This is a genomic window from Streptomyces sp. NPDC052036 (assembly GCF_040680495.1).
In the GTDB taxonomy this organism is placed as follows: domain Bacteria; phylum Actinomycetota; class Actinomycetes; order Streptomycetales; family Streptomycetaceae; genus Streptomyces.
On sequence record NZ_JBFAWW010000013.1, the window covers coordinates 171,075 to 188,712 of the forward strand.

The 17,638-nt window shown below is 72.3% G+C and carries 17 protein-coding genes and 1 pseudogene; 9 read left to right on the forward strand and 9 right to left on the reverse strand.

What is annotated here, in order from left to right; all coding sequences use genetic code 11:
• Positions 1-16 precede the first annotated feature (16 nt).
• Positions 17-157, reverse strand: coding sequence for a pyrroloquinoline quinone precursor peptide PqqA (gene pqqA, locus AB0L95_RS20060; protein WP_365163058.1), 141 nt, complete (start codon positions 155-157; stop codon positions 17-19).
• 294 nt (positions 158-451) lie between these two features.
• Here pqqA and AB0L95_RS20065 point away from each other — a divergent pair, with 294 nt between their 5' ends.
• Positions 452-1,288, forward strand: a complete 837-nt coding sequence (locus tag AB0L95_RS20065) for an aldo/keto reductase (RefSeq protein ID WP_365163060.1) — start codon at positions 452-454, stop codon at positions 1,286-1,288.
• 279 nt (positions 1,289-1,567) lie between these two features.
• Entirely contained in the window at positions 1,568-2,263 is a 696-nt protein-coding gene (locus AB0L95_RS20070; RefSeq protein WP_365163062.1) for a glycoside hydrolase family 75 protein, read from the forward strand.
• Between the two features lie 103 nt (positions 2,264-2,366).
• On the opposite strand, the gene AB0L95_RS20075 is transcribed toward AB0L95_RS20070, so the two are convergent.
• Entirely contained in the window at positions 2,367-3,188 is an 822-nt protein-coding gene (locus AB0L95_RS20075) for a methyltransferase (protein WP_365163142.1), read from the reverse strand.
• 301 nt (positions 3,189-3,489) lie between these two features.
• Here AB0L95_RS20075 and AB0L95_RS20080 point away from each other — a divergent pair, with 301 nt between their 5' ends.
• Both AB0L95_RS20080 and AB0L95_RS20085 read left to right on the forward strand, forming a co-directional pair.
• Positions 3,490-4,260: a phytanoyl-CoA dioxygenase family protein gene (locus AB0L95_RS20080; protein WP_365163063.1), complete on the forward strand. Its 771-nt coding sequence runs from the start codon at positions 3,490-3,492 to the stop codon at positions 4,258-4,260.
• 99 nt (positions 4,261-4,359) lie between these two features.
• Positions 4,360-5,709 (forward strand): vanadium-dependent haloperoxidase, encoded by a 1,350-nt coding sequence (locus AB0L95_RS20085; RefSeq protein ID WP_365163065.1) that lies wholly within the window; start codon positions 4,360-4,362, stop codon positions 5,707-5,709.
• A 3-nt stretch (positions 5,710-5,712) separates the two neighbouring features.
• On the opposite strand, the gene AB0L95_RS20090 is transcribed toward AB0L95_RS20085, so the two are convergent.
• The 3 genes from AB0L95_RS20090 to AB0L95_RS20100 form a co-directional block, all read right to left on the reverse strand.
• Positions 5,713-6,459 carry a class I SAM-dependent methyltransferase gene (locus AB0L95_RS20090; RefSeq protein ID WP_365163066.1) on the reverse strand — a complete coding sequence of 249 codons (747 nt, stop codon included), beginning with the start codon at positions 6,457-6,459 and terminating at the stop codon, positions 5,713-5,715.
• Between the two features lie 13 nt (positions 6,460-6,472).
• Positions 6,473-6,778, reverse strand: a complete 306-nt coding sequence (locus tag AB0L95_RS20095; RefSeq protein WP_365163067.1) for a 4a-hydroxytetrahydrobiopterin dehydratase — start codon at positions 6,776-6,778, stop codon at positions 6,473-6,475.
• 91 nt (positions 6,779-6,869) lie between these two features.
• Entirely contained in the window at positions 6,870-7,934 is a 1,065-nt protein-coding gene (locus tag AB0L95_RS20100; protein WP_365163068.1) for an ADP-ribosylglycohydrolase family protein, read from the reverse strand.
• A 28-nt stretch (positions 7,935-7,962) separates the two neighbouring features.
• Between AB0L95_RS20100 and AB0L95_RS20105 the strand changes: the two genes are divergently transcribed.
• From AB0L95_RS20105 to AB0L95_RS20115, 3 genes and pseudogenes are all read left to right on the forward strand, one after another.
• The gene (locus AB0L95_RS20105; RefSeq protein ID WP_365163070.1) at positions 7,963-8,802 is read left to right on the forward strand and encodes a helix-turn-helix transcriptional regulator; all 840 of its coding nucleotides are present in this window, start codon (positions 7,963-7,965) and stop codon (positions 8,800-8,802) included.
• A gap of 211 nt (positions 8,803-9,013) precedes the next feature.
• Positions 9,014-9,877, forward strand: coding sequence for a helix-turn-helix transcriptional regulator (locus AB0L95_RS20110; protein ID WP_365163071.1), 864 nt, complete (start codon positions 9,014-9,016; stop codon positions 9,875-9,877).
• Between the two features lie 61 nt (positions 9,878-9,938).
• Positions 9,939-10,741, forward strand: a pseudogene (locus tag AB0L95_RS20115) (SAM-dependent methyltransferase).
• 48 nt (positions 10,742-10,789) lie between these two features.
• Here AB0L95_RS20115 and dnaK read toward each other — a convergent pair.
• The 4 genes from dnaK to AB0L95_RS20135 all read right to left on the reverse strand — a co-directional run bounded on the left by dnaK (position 10,790) and on the right by AB0L95_RS20135 (position 16,064).
• Positions 10,790-12,661 (reverse strand): molecular chaperone DnaK, encoded by a 1,872-nt coding sequence (gene dnaK / locus AB0L95_RS20120; RefSeq protein WP_365163073.1) that lies wholly within the window; start codon positions 12,659-12,661, stop codon positions 10,790-10,792.
• Between the two features lie 177 nt (positions 12,662-12,838).
• Complete coding sequence (locus AB0L95_RS20125; RefSeq protein ID WP_365163075.1) at positions 12,839-13,264, reverse strand: OsmC family peroxiredoxin; 426 nt, start codon at positions 13,262-13,264, stop codon at positions 12,839-12,841.
• Between the two features lie 145 nt (positions 13,265-13,409).
• A complete protein-coding gene (locus AB0L95_RS20130) occupies positions 13,410-15,497 on the reverse strand; it encodes an alkaline phosphatase family protein (RefSeq protein WP_365163077.1) in 2,088 nt (695 codons plus the stop codon).
• Between the two features lie 114 nt (positions 15,498-15,611).
• Positions 15,612-16,064, reverse strand: coding sequence for a hypothetical protein (locus AB0L95_RS20135; RefSeq protein ID WP_365163079.1), 453 nt, complete (start codon positions 16,062-16,064; stop codon positions 15,612-15,614).
• Between the two features lie 84 nt (positions 16,065-16,148).
• On the opposite strand from AB0L95_RS20135, the gene AB0L95_RS20140 reads away from it, so the two are divergent.
• Both AB0L95_RS20140 and AB0L95_RS20145 read left to right on the forward strand, forming a co-directional pair.
• Complete coding sequence (locus AB0L95_RS20140) at positions 16,149-16,922, forward strand: MBL fold metallo-hydrolase (RefSeq protein WP_365163080.1); 774 nt, start codon at positions 16,149-16,151, stop codon at positions 16,920-16,922.
• An 85-nt stretch (positions 16,923-17,007) separates the two neighbouring features.
• Positions 17,008-17,631 carry a VTT domain-containing protein gene (locus AB0L95_RS20145; RefSeq protein WP_365163081.1) on the forward strand — a complete coding sequence of 208 codons (624 nt, stop codon included), beginning with the start codon at positions 17,008-17,010 and terminating at the stop codon, positions 17,629-17,631.
• Positions 17,632-17,638: the final 7 nt, after the last annotated feature.

Genomic DNA, 17,638 nt, shown 5'->3' on the forward strand with positions numbered 1-17,638 from the left:
TGCGCGCACCGTCCGGCTAGCGGTCGGCGAGCGCGTAGGCGGTGACTTCGAGGGCGGTCTCGACGACCAGATAGGCAGGAGCCTCCCAGGCCCTGTCCTCCGATGTTTCCCGAACGATCTGCTCCGGCTGAGGGGTCTCGTGCACCTTCTCATTCATCTGCGCAGACCTGCTTTCCTACAGGGTGGGGGGTTGGTGAGCACGAAAGAGAGCCAGGCGGGCGGCGTGTTCACATGCATGCACCCGGTTCAGCGACTCGTCTGGTGTCGCGTTACAGCGTTGCGGGACGAGCGGACTCGGTCAATGGTCCGGACCGTGGAGGTCGGATCCATTTCTGGCCAATCTGTGGGTGCGGCCAAGATTCCGTGCGGAAATCCCCGGCCAGGAATGCGCACGAGCCCGTGATCGTTGACCATGGGAGTACCACCCGTCGACTTGAAGGATCGAGAGCTCGTGAGCAGCAAGGTCCCCCCGATCATCCTCAACAACGGCGTCGAGATGCCCCAGCTGGGCTTCGGCGTCTGGCAGGTGCCTGACGACGAGGCGGAGAGCGCCGTCGCCACCGCCCTGGAGGCCGGGTACCGCAGCATCGACACAGCGGCGATCTACGGCAACGAGGAGGGCGTCGGCAAGGCGGTCGCCGCCTCCGGCATCCCGCGCCAGGACCTCTTCATCACCACCAAGCTCTGGAACAGCGACCAGGGGTACGACTCGACGCTGCGCGCCTTCGACACCTCGCTGGCGAAGCTCGGCCTGGAGTACGTGGACCTGTATCTCATCCACTGGCCACTGCCGTCCCGGGGCACGTTCGTGGACACGTACAAGGCCCTTGAAACGATCTACGCGGACGGCCGCGCCAAGGCGATCGGCGTCTCCAACTTCCTTCCGGAGCATCTTCGGACGCTCATCGAGGAGACGTCCGTCATCCCGGCGGTCGACCAGATCGAGCTGCACCCGCATCTGCAGCAGCACGCGGCGCGCGAGTACCACGCGGAGCAGGGCATCGCCACCGAGGCCTGGTCGCCGCTCGGTCAGGGCAAGGGCCTCCTGGAGGTCCCGGCGATCGTGGCCATCGCCCAGAAGCACAACCGCACCCCGGCCCAGGTCGTGCTGCGCTGGCACCTCCAGCTCGGCAACGTCGTGATCCCGAAGTCCGTGACGCCGTCCCGGATCAGGGAGAACATCGACGTCTTCGACTTCTCGCTGGACACCGAGGACATGGCGGCGATCAGCGCGCTCAACGAGGACCGGCGCATCGGCCCGGACCCGGCGACGTTCGACATGGTCTGACCCGAACCGCTCTGCGCGGCGCGCCCCGGACCGCTTCCACGGCGGGTTCGGGGCGCGCCGTCGTGTGTGGGGGGTGGTGAGGACCGGGCGCGTGCGGAGCGGTGCGGCCCGGTACGCCGGGGGAGGCGGGGGGCGGGCGGCCCCGAGCTGCGGATTTCCTCGGCGGTGCTCAACTCGCGTTCGCTGCATGGGTATTGGGGCTTGACGCGGCCATGGTGAGGGGTCCACCTTGTACGGCACCCGGTAAGGAAACTTTCCTAACAGAAGGGTCTCCCCACAGTGCGCACTCGAACACTGACCCTCGCCGCCACCGCCGGCGCCGCGCTCCTCGCCACCGCGGTGCTTCCCGCCAACGCCTCGGGCGCGACCACCCCCAAGTCCGCCCAGGAGGGCTCGGTCAGCGCGGCCGCCCTCCTCGCCAAGGTGACGTCCTGTTCGCAGATCTCGACCGGCAAGTACAAGACCGACGACGAGACCTCGGCCACCGTCCCCGTGTGCGGCAAGAACGGCGCGGTGTTCTGGAAGGCCGACATGGACATCGACTGCGACGGCCAGGTCACCAGCAAGTGCAACGGCGACGCCGACCCCTGGTTCCAGGACGACACCGCCTTCCACCAGTCCGACGGCAAGCCGCTGCGCGCCGACTCGCTCCCCTACGTCGTCGTGCCGAGCGCCAGCAGCATCTGGAAGTACTCCAGCTCCGGCATCAAGGGCGGCGGCGTGGTCGCCGTCATCTACAACAACAAGGTCGAGTACGCGGTCGTCGGCGACACCGGCCCCACGAAGATCATCGGCGAGGCCTCGTACGCCACCGCCAAGGCCCTCGGCATCGACCCCGACCCGGCCACCGGCGGCGCGGACTCGGGCGTGACGTACATCCTGTTCAAGAACTCCCAGGTGTCGCCGATCGAGAGCCACAGCGCGGCGGTCTCGCTCGGCCAGTCGCTGGCCCAGCAGTTCATCAACAGCAACTGATCCGGACGGCCGGGCGCGCGAGACCTACGGCCGGGCGCGCCCGCTCGGGGCACGGGGTCGCGTCCGCTCGGTGCCGCGGGGCACGCGGTACCGGGCAGGCGCGTCAGGCGGGTCGCACCGCCGTGTAGACCGTGTGCGCCTTCAGCACGAACACATCCGTCCGGCGGTGCACACTCGCCTCGTCCTCCGGGTCGAGGAGACGGTCGAGGGTGGCGCGGTCCTCGGCATCGAGGCCGCCGTCCAGGGCCTCGCGCAGCCGGGTCAGGGCGGCGGCGGTATACGTCCGGACCCGGTCGTCGACCGGAGCGGGCAGGTCCAGCAGGAAGCTGCGCGTGCCGGTGTGCTTCAGGCCCGCGGCGGTCAGCAGGGCCGGCCAGTCCTCGGCCTCGGCGACGGCGCCGGGCAGTTCGTCCCGCATCTGCCCGAACCACTCCGACTCGACCGCGTCGAGCCGTGCCTGCAGGCCCGGTCGGCCGATGCCGATGTTCCTCGGCAGGAACCGGGCGGGCAGACCGCCCTCCAGCAGCGCCAGGGTGCCGCCCGGCGCGAGACGCTCGGCGAACGCGGCGAGGGCGGCCCGCTGGTCGCCCAGGTGGTGCAGGCTGTTGCTGGCCCAGAGGAGATCGGCCGGGTAGTCCAACTCGGCCAGAACACCGGGGAGTTCACCGGTGAGGGTGTCGAACCGGTCGGTGAGGCCGAGCCGGGCGGCCCGGGCGCGGGCGCGTTCCAGCAGCGGACCGGAACCGTCCACCGCGAGGACCCGCGCACAGGGGAACGCCTCGGCGAAGAGGGCGGAGACGACGCCGGGTCCGCTGCCCGCGTCGACGATCAGGCCGGGCTCCGGCGTCTCCTGCGCCAGCCAGGCCATGACCGTCTGGTACAAGGGGGCGAACAGCTCCGCCTGCGACTCCAGCATCGGCGCCATCACGGCCCAGTCGATGTCGGTCTCGCCGTGGTCGCCATGGCGACCGTGATGGCCATGGTGGCCCTGTCCGGTGTGTTCGCCGTATTCGCTACGTTCCCCGTGTTCCCCGCGTTCCCCGTGTTCGCCGTGGTGCTCGTGCGCCATGGTGGTGAGCCTTTCTTCTCGGTGCCGTCAGCCTGCGCCGACGTACCGCGCGAAGGCCACTTCTCTTGCCGGAGCAGCAAAATCCGCGGTGTCGTCCGCTGCGCCGGTACGGGGAAAATCACGTGCGGCGCGGGCGGCCGGTCGGGACCATGGACCCATGGACGACGTACTGGTGGAGCGTTTCCTCCGGGACGGGTTCGTGAAGGTCGAGGGCGCCTTTGCGCCACGTGTCGCCGAGGACTGCGCCCGGCTGCTGTGGCGGGAGACGGGCTACGACCCGAGGGACCCCGGCACCTGGAAGGAGCCGGTGTACCGGGTGAGCGGCATGGCGCAGGGCCCGTTCGCCGCCGCGGCCAACTCCCCCGCGCTGCACGAGGCCTTCGACCTGCTGGTGGGCGAGCACCGCTGGGAGCCCCGCTACACGCTCGGCACCTTTCCGCTGCGCTTCCCGCACCAGGAGGAGCCGGGCGACGCGGGCTGGCACATCGAGGGGAGCTATCTCCCCGAGGGAGCCGAGCTGTGGCACGCCAATCTCCGCTCCCGGGGGCGTGCTCTGCTGATGCTCTTCCTGTTCACCGAGGTCACCGAGGACGACGCCCCGACCCGTATCCGCGCCGGCTCGCATCTCGATGTGCCGGCGGTCCTTCAGCCCTACGGCGAGGAGGGCGCCTCCTTCCTGGAGCTGGGCCCGCAGGTGGACGCGGCCTCCGCGCACCGCCCGCTCGCGCACGCCACCGGTCGTCCCGGAGATGTCTTTCTCTGTCACCCGTTCCTGGTCCACGCCGCCCAGCCCCACCACGGCACCCGGCCCCGGTTCATGGCGCAGCCACCCTTGTATCCGGCGGTGCCCTGCGAGCTGGAGCGGGCGGACGGCGACTACTCGGCGGTGGAGTTCGCGATCCGCCGGGGGCTGGCCGGACCGGGCTGACCCGGCGGACCACCCCAGCCGGGTCCCTCCTCGTCGCCCGCCCGCCACGGGTGGACCACATCAGCGTGACCTCATACGCGCCCGGCGGTTACGCGGGGCATGCACGCTTCTCGTCCGGGCGGACCGGCCTTCGTCACCACCGCCCTGTCACTTCTCCTTCTCCTTGTCACGACCCTGGCCGGCCCCACCGCAACCGCCTCCGCCGACGGGCATACGGTCCCCTCGGCGGACCCCGCGGCGATCCGCGTGTGGAACGCCCTCACCACCGACACCGTCAACGACAACCTCACGGCCACCCGTCCCTCGGGGCAGGCGGTCATCTGGCAGGGGTTCGTCTCGGCCGCCGTGTACAACGCCGTGGTCGGCATCCAGGGCACCTACGCCCCGTACCAGTGGCAGGTGCGCGGTCCCGCCACCGCGTCGCCCGAAGCCGCGGCCGTGGCCGCGGCACACCGCGTCCTGGTCACCTACTTCCCCGCCTCCCGGACCCCGCTCGACGCCGCCTTCACCACCTCCCTCGCCGGGATCCCCGAGGGCGGGGCGAAGACGGAGGGGGTGGCCTTCGGGGAGCGCGCCGCCCGTCACCTCATCGCTCTGCGCGAAGGTGACGGCCGTGACGCGCCGGTTCCGTTCACCCGCGCGCCCGCGCCCGGTGTCTGGCGGCCCACGCCGCCCGGCTTTCTGCCGTTCATCGACACCTGGCTCGGCAGGCTCCGTCCGATGCTGCTCACCTCGCCCGCCCAGTTCCGTCCGGAGCAGCCGCCCGCCCTGGCCTCGGCCCGCTACGCCCGGGACCTGAACGAGGTGAGGACGATGGGGGCGCGGACGGGATCGCCCCGCACCCCGCGCCAGACCGAGACCGCCCTGTTCTTCGGGGGCAATCTGGCGGTGCAGGTCCAAGAGGCACTCCGGGACCACACGGCCCGGCATCGCCTGGACATCGCCGACACGGCGCGGATGTTCGCCGCGGTGAACGCTTCGGCGACCGACGCCGTCATCGCCGCGTGGGACGCCAAACTCCACTACGGGCGCTGGCGGCCGATCACCGCCGTCCAACTGGCCGACACCGACGGCAACCCCGCGACGTCGGCGGACCCGCGGTGGCAGCCGCTGCTCGTCACCCCGCCGCACCCCGACTACATCAGCGGTCACGCGGCGGTCACCGGTGCCGTGACCCAGGCGCTGAGCGGAATCCTCGGTACCACTCGCCTCGACCTCGATGTCTCCTCCGAGGCCACCGGCACCACCCGGCACTACGACGACGCCGCCCGGCTCAACGAGGACATGGTCGACGCCCGTGTCTGGGCCGGAATCCACTTCCGCTCGGCGGACCTCGCCGGGTGCCGTGTCGGCAGCCGCATCGGGGCCTGGGCGCTCGCCCACTACTTCCGGCCGCTGCATGCACGGTCGGCACCTGCCTCGCAGCGACCGACTTGTCCTGCGGACTAGGCGTCAGGACCCCGGCTTGCGGAAGGCCCGGAGGGTGAACTCAGGGTCGCGGCGCGGCCGGTCCTGGTCCGGCAGGGCGGCCAGCCGGGCGGTGATCCGCTCGCCGAGCGGATCGTCCGGCCTGAGCGTGGTGAACCAGCCGCGGCGCAGGTCCGCCGCCGCGCCGCGGGGGCTGCGGCCCTGGCCGACGCCGCGGAAGCGGGCCCCTCCGGCCGGCACCAGACCGCACGCGGCGGCGTGTTCCGCGACCGCCTCCGCGGCGTCGGACGCAAGCCGGCGGGGGCGCCGGGCGAGCACGGCGTCGATGTCGCTGCCCACATCGTGGGCGGCGGCCTTGTCGACGGTGGTGACATACACACCGCCCGGCCGCAGCACCCGGGCGCACTCGAAGAGCACGGCCCGCACCTCCTCAGGTCCCTCGACGAGATGCAGCAGCCATACGCTCGTGACCGCGTCGAACGTCCCGTCCGAGAACGGCAGTCGGCGGCTGTCGGCGAGGACGACGGCGCCGGGCAGGCGGTCCCCGGCCCGGCGCACCATCCCGTACGTCAGGTCCGCGCCGGTGACGCGCAGTCCGGGCCGCCCGGACGCGAGCCGGCGGGTCACGATCCCCGTGCCGCAGCCCACGTCCAGCAGCCGGTGCGCATCCTCGGGTATCAGTCCGAGAACGGCGTCGGCCGCCGCTGCGGCGCGTGGCTCACCGCCGCGCGAGGAGTCGTACTCCTCGGCCTCCTTGTCGTAGTCCAGCACGGCCGGTCCCCGTTCAGTGCGCCCCGTGTCCGGGGGCCAGTTTCTCGATGCGGTGAGCGAGGTCGAAGTCCAGCTCGGTGACGGCGCCGCCCACGCTGTGCGTGTTCACCGTGAGGGAGACGGAGTGGTAGCCCAGGGTGCAGTCGGAGTGGTGGTCCAGCTCCTCCTGCACCTGGGCGATGTGGACGACCATGGCGGTCGCCGCGAAGTGCGAGGGGAGCCGGTAGGAGCGGGCGATCCGGTCGCCGTCCAGCGACCAGCCGGGCAGCTCCGCCAGCCGGTCCTCGATCTCCTTCTGCGACAGCGGTTCGACGGGCATGACCTGGCTCCTTCCGTACGACGTGGGGTACGCCCCACCCTGTCACATCCCCTCGGTGGGCCGCCGTACGCACGGCCGGGCCCGCGGACCGTCAGCTTCGTGCGCACTCCGCCGCGAGGTCGTCCGCCACGACGGTGATCTCGGCCCGGCCCTCGATCTGTTCCAGCCAGTCCTGCGGCAGCCCGTGGTCACCGTGGCGGGCGCCGAGGAGGTTGCCGCAGAGGGCGCCGGTGGAGTCGCTGTCCCCGGAGTGGTTGACGGACAGCAGCAGCGCGCGCCGGACATCAGGCTCGACCAGGGCGCAGTAGACGGCGATGGCGAGGGCCTGTTCGCCCACCCAGCCGGCGCCGAGCGTCTGCACCTTCTCCGCGGTGGGCGCACCCTCCGCCGCCAGGTCGAGGGCGCCCCGCAGCGCGGCCGTGGTCTCCTCGTGCCCCGGGTACCGGGCCGACAGACGCAGCGCGCGCAGCACCGCGCCCTCCAGGGACTCCCCCTCGACCAGATGCGCGACGATCGCGGCGAAGGCGCCCGCGGAGTAGTAGCCGGTGGGGTGGCCGTGGGTGGTCTGGGCGCTGCGGGCCGCCATGGCGAAGGCGGTGTCGGCCGGCACACGGGCGAGCCCGAAGGGCGCCGAGCGCATGACCGCGCCGCAGCCCTTGGAGTCGGAGTTCACCGGGCCGGGGCGGCCGAGTGCGGCCTCCGGGTCGGGGACGAAGTCCTGGGCGAGGCCGGACAGACAGGCGTTGCCGGGCGCGCGGCGCGCGTACAGCCAGGGCTGGGCCGCGAGGCCCTCGGCGCCCTCGGGCGGGCCGGACAGGCGCTGGGTGTCGAGCCAGCGGCCGTAGGCGTCCCGCACCAGCCGGGACCAGCCGCCGCCGAGTCCCTTGTGCCGTTCGCGGCGGTGCGCCTGCCGGAGGCCTTCCACGGTGAACAGGGTCATCTGGGTGTCGTCGGTGATCCGGCCGACGACACCCGCTCCGTCCGGCGCCAGGGCGGTGACGCCCTGCTCGCCGTGCAGGGCCCGGATACGGTCCAGGGAGACGAACTCGACGGGATACCCGAGGGCGTCGCCCACGGCACCGCCGAGCAGGGATCCCCGCACCCGGGCCCGGTAGATCGCCGTGGCCTCCCAGGACGGGTTCAGTCGGTCGTACATGCACCACTCCTCGACTACGGTCGTCCGTATGACCATTGTCGCGACCGGCGCCGCCGCCTCCCCACCGGCCCCTTCCGACCCGGCCGTCGGCCTGCTGCTGCGGGGCTGGCGGGAGCGCAGACGGGTCAGCCAGCTGGAGTTGGCGCTGCGGGCGGGCTCCTCGGCACGGCACATCAGCTTCATCGAGACGGGGCGCTCACGGCCGAGCGAGGAGATGGTGCTGCGGCTCGCCGAGCACCTCGACGTCCCGGTGCGCGAGCGCAACGCGCTGCTGCTGGCGGCCGGTTACGCCCCGCACTACCCGGAGACCCCGCTGGACGACCCGTCGATGGACGCGCTGCGCGCCGGTGTGGAGCGGCTGATCCGGGGTTATGAGCCGTATCCGGCGTTGGTGGTGGACGCGCGGTACGACGTGGTGGCGGCGAACCGCGGCATCGCGCTGCTGCTGGAGGGCGTCCCGGAGCGGCTGCTCGCCCCGCCCCTGAACGCGATGCGCCTCACGCTGCATCCGGAGGGTCTGGCACCGCGCATCCGCAACCTCCGTGAGTGGCGGGGCCACTTGCTGGCGCAGATGGAGCGCCAGATCGCGCTGCACCGCTCGACGGCCCTGCGGGCCCTGTACGAGGAGGTGGCGGCGTATCCGGTCCCCGGCCGGGGCGAGCCCGGGGCCGGTCCCGAACCCGTCGAGCCCGTACCGTACTTCGCGCTGCCGATGCTGATCGAGCACGACGGCCGGGTGCTGTCCTTCGTCTCATCCATCTCCACCTTCAACACCCCGATGGATGTGACCGTGGCGGAACTGGCCATCGAGACGTTTCTGCCCGCCGACCCGGCGACCGTCAAGTACCTGCAGTCGCTGGGCTCCTGAGTGCCCGTCGGCAGGCGGCGCGGCACCCTCGGGTTCCGGCGCGCTCCCCCACCCGGAACCGCGGGGCATGTACGTCGTACTCCACGTCGCTGACACCGGCGCAACAGACCAACTCCGGTCATGGACATCATCCGCTCCGCCGGACCTCGTGAGACACGGACCCGAACATGCCACACTGCTCACGTACTTCGGCGCGTAGGGGAGGCGTGGCGTGAGTGAGCGGCGAGCTGCGCCCACCGTGGGGCAGGTGGTGCTCGGGCGGCGGCTCCAGGAGTTGCGGGAGGTCGCCGGGCTGAAGCGCGAGGAGGCGGCGCAGGTGCTGCGGGTCGCCCCGGCGACCGTGCGGCGGATGGAGACCGCCGATGTCGCGTTGAAGATTCCGTATGTGCAGGTGCTGCTCACCCGGTACGGCGTGCCCGACGAGGAGATCGCCGCCTTCGTCCGGCTCGCCGAGGAGGCCAACCGGCCGGGCTGGTGGCAGCGGTACCACGATGTGCTGCCCGACTGGTTCAGTCTGCATGTCAGCCTGGAGGGCGCGGCCCGCATCATCCGCTCCTACGAGCCGCACTTCGTGCCCGGGCTGCTGCAGACCGAGGACTACGCCCGCGCGGTGCTGGAGGCCGGGACCGTCGGTCAGGTCCGCCCCCAGGACATCGAGCGGCATGTGGCGCTGCGCCTGGCCCGGCAGGAGCTGCTGACCCGCCCGGACGCCCCGCGCCTGTGGGTGATCATGGACGAGACGGTGCTGCGAAGACCGGTGAGCATCCGTTCCGAGGTGATGCGCGACCAGCTCGACCGGCTCCTGGAGGCCAGTGCGGACCCCGGGATCACCTTGCAGGTGTCCGAGTTCGCCGCCGGGCCGCATCCGGGGACGTACACCCCGTTCGTGCTGTTCCGCTTCCGGGAGCCGGAGCTGCCCGACATGGTCTACAGCGAGTATCTGACCGGCGCCCTCTATCTCGACTCGCGGGCCGAGGTGGCCATGCATCTGGAGGTCCTGGACCACATGTCCGCGAAGGCGGCCTCCGTCCAGCGCACGAGGGCGTTGCTGCGCGAGTACCGCGACACCTTCTGACCCGGTCGACACCGGGGACACTCACCGAGCACACAGTCCACCCCCCATCAGGAGTCTGTGCATGACGACCGGACCCGAGGCGGCGCCCACCCGCATCGACACCAGCAAGCCTCATCCCGCCCGGGTGTACGACTGGTGGCTGGGCGGCAAGGACAACTACCCCGTGGACGAGGAGCTGGGCCAGAAGATCCTCGCCGCGGACCCGACCGTGCGGCGCGGGGCGCGCGCCAACCGCCGGTTCATGCACCGCGCGACCCGGACGCTGGCGCAGGCGGGGGTGCGCCAGTTCCTCGACATCGGCACGGGCATCCCCACCGAGCCGAACTCCACCAGATCGCCCAGGGAGTGGCCTCCGAGGCGCGGGTGGTGTACGCCGACAACGACCCGATCGTGCTGCGGCACGCGGAGGCGCTGCTGCACGGCACCACCGAGGGCACCACGGACTACGTCCACGCGGACGTGCGCGACCCGGACGCCATCCTCGCCCTGGCCGCGCGGTCGCTGGACCTCGGGCAGCCGGTCGCGCTGTCCCTGGTCGCGCTCACGCACTACCTCGACGACGACGTCCACGATCTGCTGCGGCGGTACCTCGAAGCCCTCGCGCCCGGCAGCCATCTGGTCGTGTCGCAGGTCACGCCGGACCTGAACCGTGAGGCCGTGGAGCGGGCGGCCGGCCTGTTCCGGCAGAGCGGCACGGCCTTCCATCCGCGCCCGCTCGCCGAGTTCTCCCGTTTCTTCGAGGGTCTGGAGCTGCTGGGGCCCGGGGTGATCCCCGTCAGCGGATGGCGGCCGGATCCGGAGGACGTCGCGGCCCAGGCGGAGGGCATCGTGCCGGTGTACGCCGGGGTCGCGCGCAAGCTCTGAACCGACGGGCCCGCGTCGGCGCGCAAGCCCTGAACCGACGGCCCCGCCTCAGGCAGCCCCGCCTCGCGTGTCCTTGTCGTCGTCGACGATCTCGGCGTCCACCACGCCCTCCTCGTCCTGGGGTGAGGTGTGCTGCTCGGTGCCCTGGGCGGACGTCTGCTGGGCCTGGGCGTACATCGCCTGCCCCATCCGCTGGCTGACGGAGGCGAGTTTCTCGATCCCGGCCCGCAGCGCCGCCGTGTCGGCCTCGCCCTCCAGCAGGCTCTTCAGCTCGGCGAGGGCGGCGGTCACCTCGCTCCTCGTGTCCGCGGGGACACGCGCCTCGTGCTCGGGATTCTCCCGCAGGAACTTCTCGGTCCGGTAGACGAGTTGTTCGGCCTGGTTGCGTGTCTCGGCGGCCTCGCGGCGCTTGCGGTCCTCCTCGGCGTACTGCTCCGCGTCCCGCATCATCCGGTCGATCTGGTCCTTGGGCAGCGCGGAGCCGCCCGTGACCGTCATCTTCTGTTCCCGGCCGGTCGCCAGGTCCTTGGCGGAGACATGCATGATCCCGTCGGCGTCGATGTCGAAGGCCACCTCGATCTGCGGCACCCCGCGTGGCGCGGGCGGCAGCCCGGTCAGGTCGAAGACACCGAGCTTCTTGTTGTACGCGGCGATCTCGCGCTCGCCCTGGTAGACCTGGATTCCGACGGAGGGCTGGTTGTCCTCGGCGGTGGTGAAGATCTCCGAACGCCGGGTGGGAATGGTGGTGTTGCGCTCGATCAGCCTGGTCATGATGCCACCCTTGGTCTCGATGCCCAGGGACAGCGGGGTCACGTCGAGCAGCAGGACGTCCTTGACGTCGCCGCGGATGACACCGGCCTGGAGTGCGGCCCCGACCGCGACGACCTCGTCCGGGTTCACGCCCTTGTGCGGGTCCTTGCCGGTGAGGTCCCTGACCAGTTCGGTGACGGCGGGCATACGGGTCGAGCCGCCGACGAGGATGACATGGTCGATCGCGGAGAGCTTCACACCCGCGTCCTTGACCGCCTGGTCGAACGGCGTCCGGCAGCGGTCGAGCAGATCGGCGGTGAGTTCCTGGAACCGGGCGCGTGTCAGCTGCTCCTCCAGATGCAGCGGGCCCTGGGAAGAGGCCGTGATGTAGGGCAGGTTGACGGTGGTCTCGGTGGAGCTGGACAGCTCGATCTTCGCCTTCTCGGCGGCCTCTCGCAGCCGTTGCAGCGCCATCTTGTCGGCGGTCAGGTCGATGCCGTGCTGCCCCTGGAACCGCTTGGCGAGATGGTCCACGATCCGCTGGTCCCAATCGTCGCCGCCGAGCCGGGTGTCGCCGTTGGTGGCCTTGACCTCGATGACACCGTCGCCGATCTCCAGCAGGGAGACGTCGAAGGTGCCGCCGCCGAGGTCGAAGACGAGCACGGTCTGCTCCTCGGCGCGGTCGAGGCCGTACGCGAGGGCCGCGGCCGTCGGCTCATTGACGATCCTGAGGACCTTCAGCCCCGCGATCTCCCCCGCCTCCTTGGTGGCCTGCCGCTGGGCGTCGTCGAAGTAGGCGGGCACGGTGATCACGGCGTCGGTGACGTCCTCGCCGAGATACGCCTCCGCGTCCCGCTTCAGTTTCTGCAGCACACGGGCCGACAGCTCCTGGGCCCGGAGGCGGGTGCCGTCGACGGACCCGTGCTCCGGGAAGCGCCAGTCCGGGTCGCCCATGTGCCGCTTGACCGAGCGCGCCGTCCGCTCGACGTTCGTCACCGCCTGCCGTTTGGCGACCTCGCCGACGAGCACGTCGCCGTTCTTGGCGAAGGCCACGACCGACGGGGTGGTCCGCGCGCCCTCCGCGTTGGCGACGACGGTGGGTTCACCACCCTCCAGGACGGCCACCACCGAGTTCGTCGTACCGAGATCGATCCCGACCGCACGTGCCATCGCTGTCCCCTTCCGCCAGGGCGCCTGTCGCACTCCATCACAAGGCTCCAGCGGCCCCTTGTCCATGGCGCCGGCCAGTGGTGCGACCGGCCGCCGTCCGCCCTGTCATCGGATACCCGGAAAACGGCGGTGCCGCGCCCCCTTGCGGCGGGCGCGGCACCTGTGGAGGGGGGCGCGTCAGGCGAGCTTGGCGTCCAGGGTGATCGTCGTACCGGCCAGAGCCTGGCTGACCGGGCAGTTCTTCTTGGCGTCCTCGGCCGCGGCGGCGAACGCGTCGTTGTCCATGCCGGGAACAGTGCCCTCGACGGTGAGGTGGATGCCGGTGATGCCCTCACCCGGCTGGAAGGTGACATCGGCCTTCGTGTCGAGCTTGGTGGGCGGGGTGCCGGCGCCGGCCAGGGCGTGCGACAGCGCCATGGAGAAGCAGCTGGAGTGGGCGGCGGCGATCAGCTCCTCGGGGCTGGTCTTGCCATTCGCCTCCTGGGAGCGCGAGGCCCACGTGACCGGCTGCTGTCCGATGCCGGAGGAGTCGAAGGTGACGACGCCGTCGCCCTCGAGCAGATTGCCTTCCCAGACGGTGTGTGCGGTGCGCGTGGTTGCCACGATGAGTCCTTTCGCATGCCGTGCGAATTCTCGTCAGGGCGGTCCCGCTGCCGGGTGCCCGCCCTATCCGATCACATTCCGGCTCGCGGGGCGCGCAGGACGTCACGGTCGCGGCATGACTCCCGTTCCGTCCCACGAGCGATGCTCAGGCGGCGCGCTCGGTCTCGTCCTCGCGTCCGGTCAGGGGCACTTGGGGGCCGTCGCACTCGCGCAGCCAGCGGCGGAAGACCTGGTGGAGCCGCTCGGCGCCGACGAGTTCGGTGCTGTCCCCGGCCGGTGCGGACAGGGACACCGGCCACAGCAGGAAGGGGCGACCCTGGGCGCCGCCGAGTCCGCCGTGCGAGCCGATCTGCTCCTCGAAGGCGAGGACTTCGCCGCTGTCCGGGTCGCACCAGGAGTTGATCATGATGTCGGCGGTATGCGGGAAGGAGTGGGTGCGGCGTACGGCGTCGGCGGCGCCGGGACCGAAGTCAGCCAGCGGGCCGGTCCCGTCGGCGAGCCGGTCGACCGGGACCTGCACGCCGTGCGCCCCCAGCACCAACCCGCCGTGCTCCTCGCTGCGGACGAGGACGAAGCCGACGCCGGGATGCTCCGCGAGCGTCGACAGCAACGCGGGGTGCCGGCGGTCGATCTCCTCCTTGCTCATCCGGTGCGGCACGTCCGGGAAGGAGACGAGTCCGAGATTGCCGGAGGCGAGCACGACCGGCTCGGAGCGGCGGCGCGTCGCCGGGTGGCCCCCGTCGACCTCCTCGACCGGCCGACGCAGTGCGGCTCGTACCGCCGCGCGGGCCTCGGCTCCGCTGTGGGTCCGCTCGACGCGGCGCGGCACGGGCAGGGCGCACCCGGCCCGCACCAGATGGCCGAGGCTGAGTCCGTAGCGGGTGCGGAAGGTCTCACCGGGGCTCTGGCCGTGGTCGGACAGCACCACGATGCGGTACGGGCGCGGGGCGTGCTCGGCGACCTGTGCCAGCAGCGCCAGCGAGCGGTCCAGTTTCCGCAGGACCTGCTCGGCGTCGCGGCTGTGCGGGCCGGAGTGGTGGGCCACTTCGTCGTACGCCACCAGGTCCGCGTAGACCGCGTTGCGCCCGGCGAGCATGTCGCCGATCACCGCGGCCACGACGACGTCCCGTTCGACGACCGTGGCGAAGGCGCGGACGAAGGGATAGAGACCGCCGCGGCCGACCCGTGGCCGCTGCTTGGCGAGCCGGGCCCGGATGGACTGCCCTGTCTCGCGGCCGACGTCGGCGACGAAGGACATGGCGGTGCGTACGGCGCCCGCCGGATCGCTGAAGTAGGCGAAGTATCCGGCCCGGGAGCGGTTCTCCCGGCCGCGCCGCGCGGCGACGGACAGCACCAGGGCGAGCTGGTCGGCACCGCCGCTGAACAGATTGCCGCGGCTCGCGCCGTCGGCGGTGAGGAGCCCGCCGTCACCGGTCCGTGCGATGGCGCGGCGCTGGAGTTCCGCGGCGCTGGTCGGCCGGTTGCAGACCATGACCTCGCCGCTGTCCTTCTCGTACCACCGGAAGGCCGGCACATCGTGGTTGGAGCCGTGCAGGATGCCGAGCTGGCTGGCGCCGGTCTGGCTGGACCAGTCGGTGCGCCAGCCGGTGAGGCGGTGGGTGGGGGCGCGGCCGTCGGACGGCGCGAGCCAGGAGGCGACGGTCGGCATCAGCCCCTTGTCGACGGCTGCCCGCAGCACCTCGTGTCCGACGCCGTCGAGCTGTACGAAGACGGCACCGGGGGTGACCGGTCCGGCCTGCCCGGGGGCGCGTCCGCGCCGCCGGGCGGCGAGCCGGTAGAGCCTTCTGCGGTACGCGTCGTCGTCCCGGACGGCCAGGGCGGCGCCGGTGGCCGAGGCGACGGCGGACATCACGGCGGCGACCACCACCGCGGTCTCGGGCGCGGCCTCGCCGTGCCCGGAGGGGTTGATGCGCAGGGCGACCAGCAGCAGGGAGCCGTTGAGGAAGAAGACGAGCAGCCCGAGGACGAGGGCGGGCACGAGCAGCAGCAGCCGGACGAGCAGGGGCCACACGAGAGACGAGAGGAGACCGAAGACACCGGCGCCGGCCGCGGCGGTGACGGCGATCCGGGTGGCGCTGTCGCCGCCCGCGGACTGGAGCCGGAAGTCCGGGAGGATCCCGGCGAGGACGAGCATGGTGGCGGTGGACGCGGCCCACACGGCGATGCTCCGCCCGCCTGCGCTGATCAGGCTCCGCCAACGCCCGCGCCCCACACCACACCTCTCGTTCCGGCCCGTCGTCCGCACCCCGCGGGGCCGCCCCCACCTTGTCACAACGGCCCAGGACACCTGGCGGGACCCGGGTCGGCCCGGGGAGCGGGCGGCGGGTCAGCGGCCGTCGTAGCCCGCGGTCGGCATCGAGAGCCGGCGGTGGACGCGGGCCTTCATCTGGGCGTCGTAGGAGGGTTCCGCGTGGCCGACCGTCTCGATGCGCACGCCGCGCCGCGTGCACTCGGCGGTGAACTCCTCCACGGAGGACAGGGCGCGCTCCAGCACCCGGCGGCTCGGGGCGACGAACAGGTCGACCAGCCCCGCGTCCACGTCCGACCACAGCGCGCTGTGATCGGGGCGCAGCCCCCGGACGAGCAGTTCCCGCGTCACCACATAGCCGCGCTCCGCCGCCCAGCGGGCGCACATCGCGTGCTGGCTGCGGGAGTCGACGAGGAAGGGGTCCGCGTCCAGCTCCTCCAGCGGCGTCAGGCTGGCGATCGCCGTGACCCGGACCGTGGCCGGACCGCCGGAGGCGTCGCGTGTGCCGGAGGCGCCGTGCGCATCTCCCATGGGGTCCCCCCTCACCTCAGGGTTTCGCCGCCGACCCTACCCCTGCCCGTAGGCTCGGGGGGAGTCGCACGAAGGAGGCATCGGGTGCCGGTGGAGATCACGTGGTGGGGACACGCCGCCTGCACGGTCGAGGACTCCGGTGTGCGGGTCCTGACCGATCCCCTGTTCGCGCGGCACCTGGCTCATCTGCGGCGGCGCCGCGGTGCCCCGCCGCCGCCCGAGGCCGCGGTCGCGGACTTGGCGCTGGTGTCGCATCTGCACGCCGACCATCTGCACGTGCCGTCGCTGGCCCGCCTGGCCCCGGGCACCCGTCTGGTGGTGCCGCGCGGAGCTCCCGGACAGGTGCCGGGGCTGCGGCGGCTGGGCGGGCTGCGGGTCACCGAGGTCGTGCCCGGCGACCGGGTGCAGGTGGGTGACCTGGTGGTACGGGTCGTCCCCGCGCGGCACGACGGACGCCGACTGCCGGTGGGACCGCACCGCTCCCCCGCCCTCGGGTTCGTCGTCGAGGGCGAGGCCCGGACGTACTTCGCCGGGGACACGGGCCTGTTCCCGTCGATGGCTGAGGAGGTCGGGCCGGTCGATGTGGCGCTGCTGCCGGTCGGCGGGTGGGGACCGTATCTCGGGGAAGGGCATCTGGACGCGGGGCGCGCGGCGCAGGCGCTGGCCGGGCTGATGCCGCGCAGTGCGGTGCCGGTGCACTACGGCACGTACTGGCCGATCGGGATGGACGCCGTGCGCCCCCATGAATTCCACGCGCCGGGCCAGGAGTTCGTGCGCCTCGCCGCGGAACGTGCGCCGGGGGTCGCGGTGCACCTCCTCTCGCACGGCGAGAGCATACGGCTGGAGGCCGCCCGATGACCGCTGCCGCCGGCCGCCCGGGCGCCGGGCGCACCCGCGGGTGTCCGGCCGACGGCCGCGCCCTCGCCCCAGGGGGCGCCCGGTGATGTTCTTCGCCGTCACGGGCGGCACAGTGCCCACGGAGTCCACTCAGCAGGCGGTGGGTTATCCGACGCTGTTCCTGCTGGTGCTGATCGGCGCCCTGGTGCCGGTCGTCCCCACGGGGGCCCTCGTCAGCTCGGCCGCGGTGGTGGCCTTCCATCAGACCGCGCCGTTCTCGATGGTGCTGGTCTTCATGGTGTCCTCGCTCGCGGCCTTCCTCGGGGACGTCGCGCTCTACTGGCTGGGGCGGCGCGGTATGCGGTCGAAGAACGGCTCCCGCTGGCTTCGGACGATCCGCGACCGCGCCCCGGAGGAGCGGCTGGCCCAGGCGCAGCAGAAGCTGGACGACCACGGCATCGCGGTGCTCACGCTCTCCCGGCTGGTCCCGGCCGGCCGTATCCCGGTGATGCTCGCCTGTCTGCTGGCCGGCATGCCGCTCAGGGACTTCGCTCGCGGCGACGCCCCGGCCTGTCTCGCCTGGGCCGTGACGTACCAGCTGATCGGCATCCTGGGCGGCTCCTTGTTCCCGAGGCCCTGGGAGGGTGTGGTGGCGGCGGTCGCGCTGACCCTCGTGGTCAGCGCGGTGCCCGGGATCTGGCGCCGGGTGCGCCGCTCGGCGGCCTCCTGAACAGCCG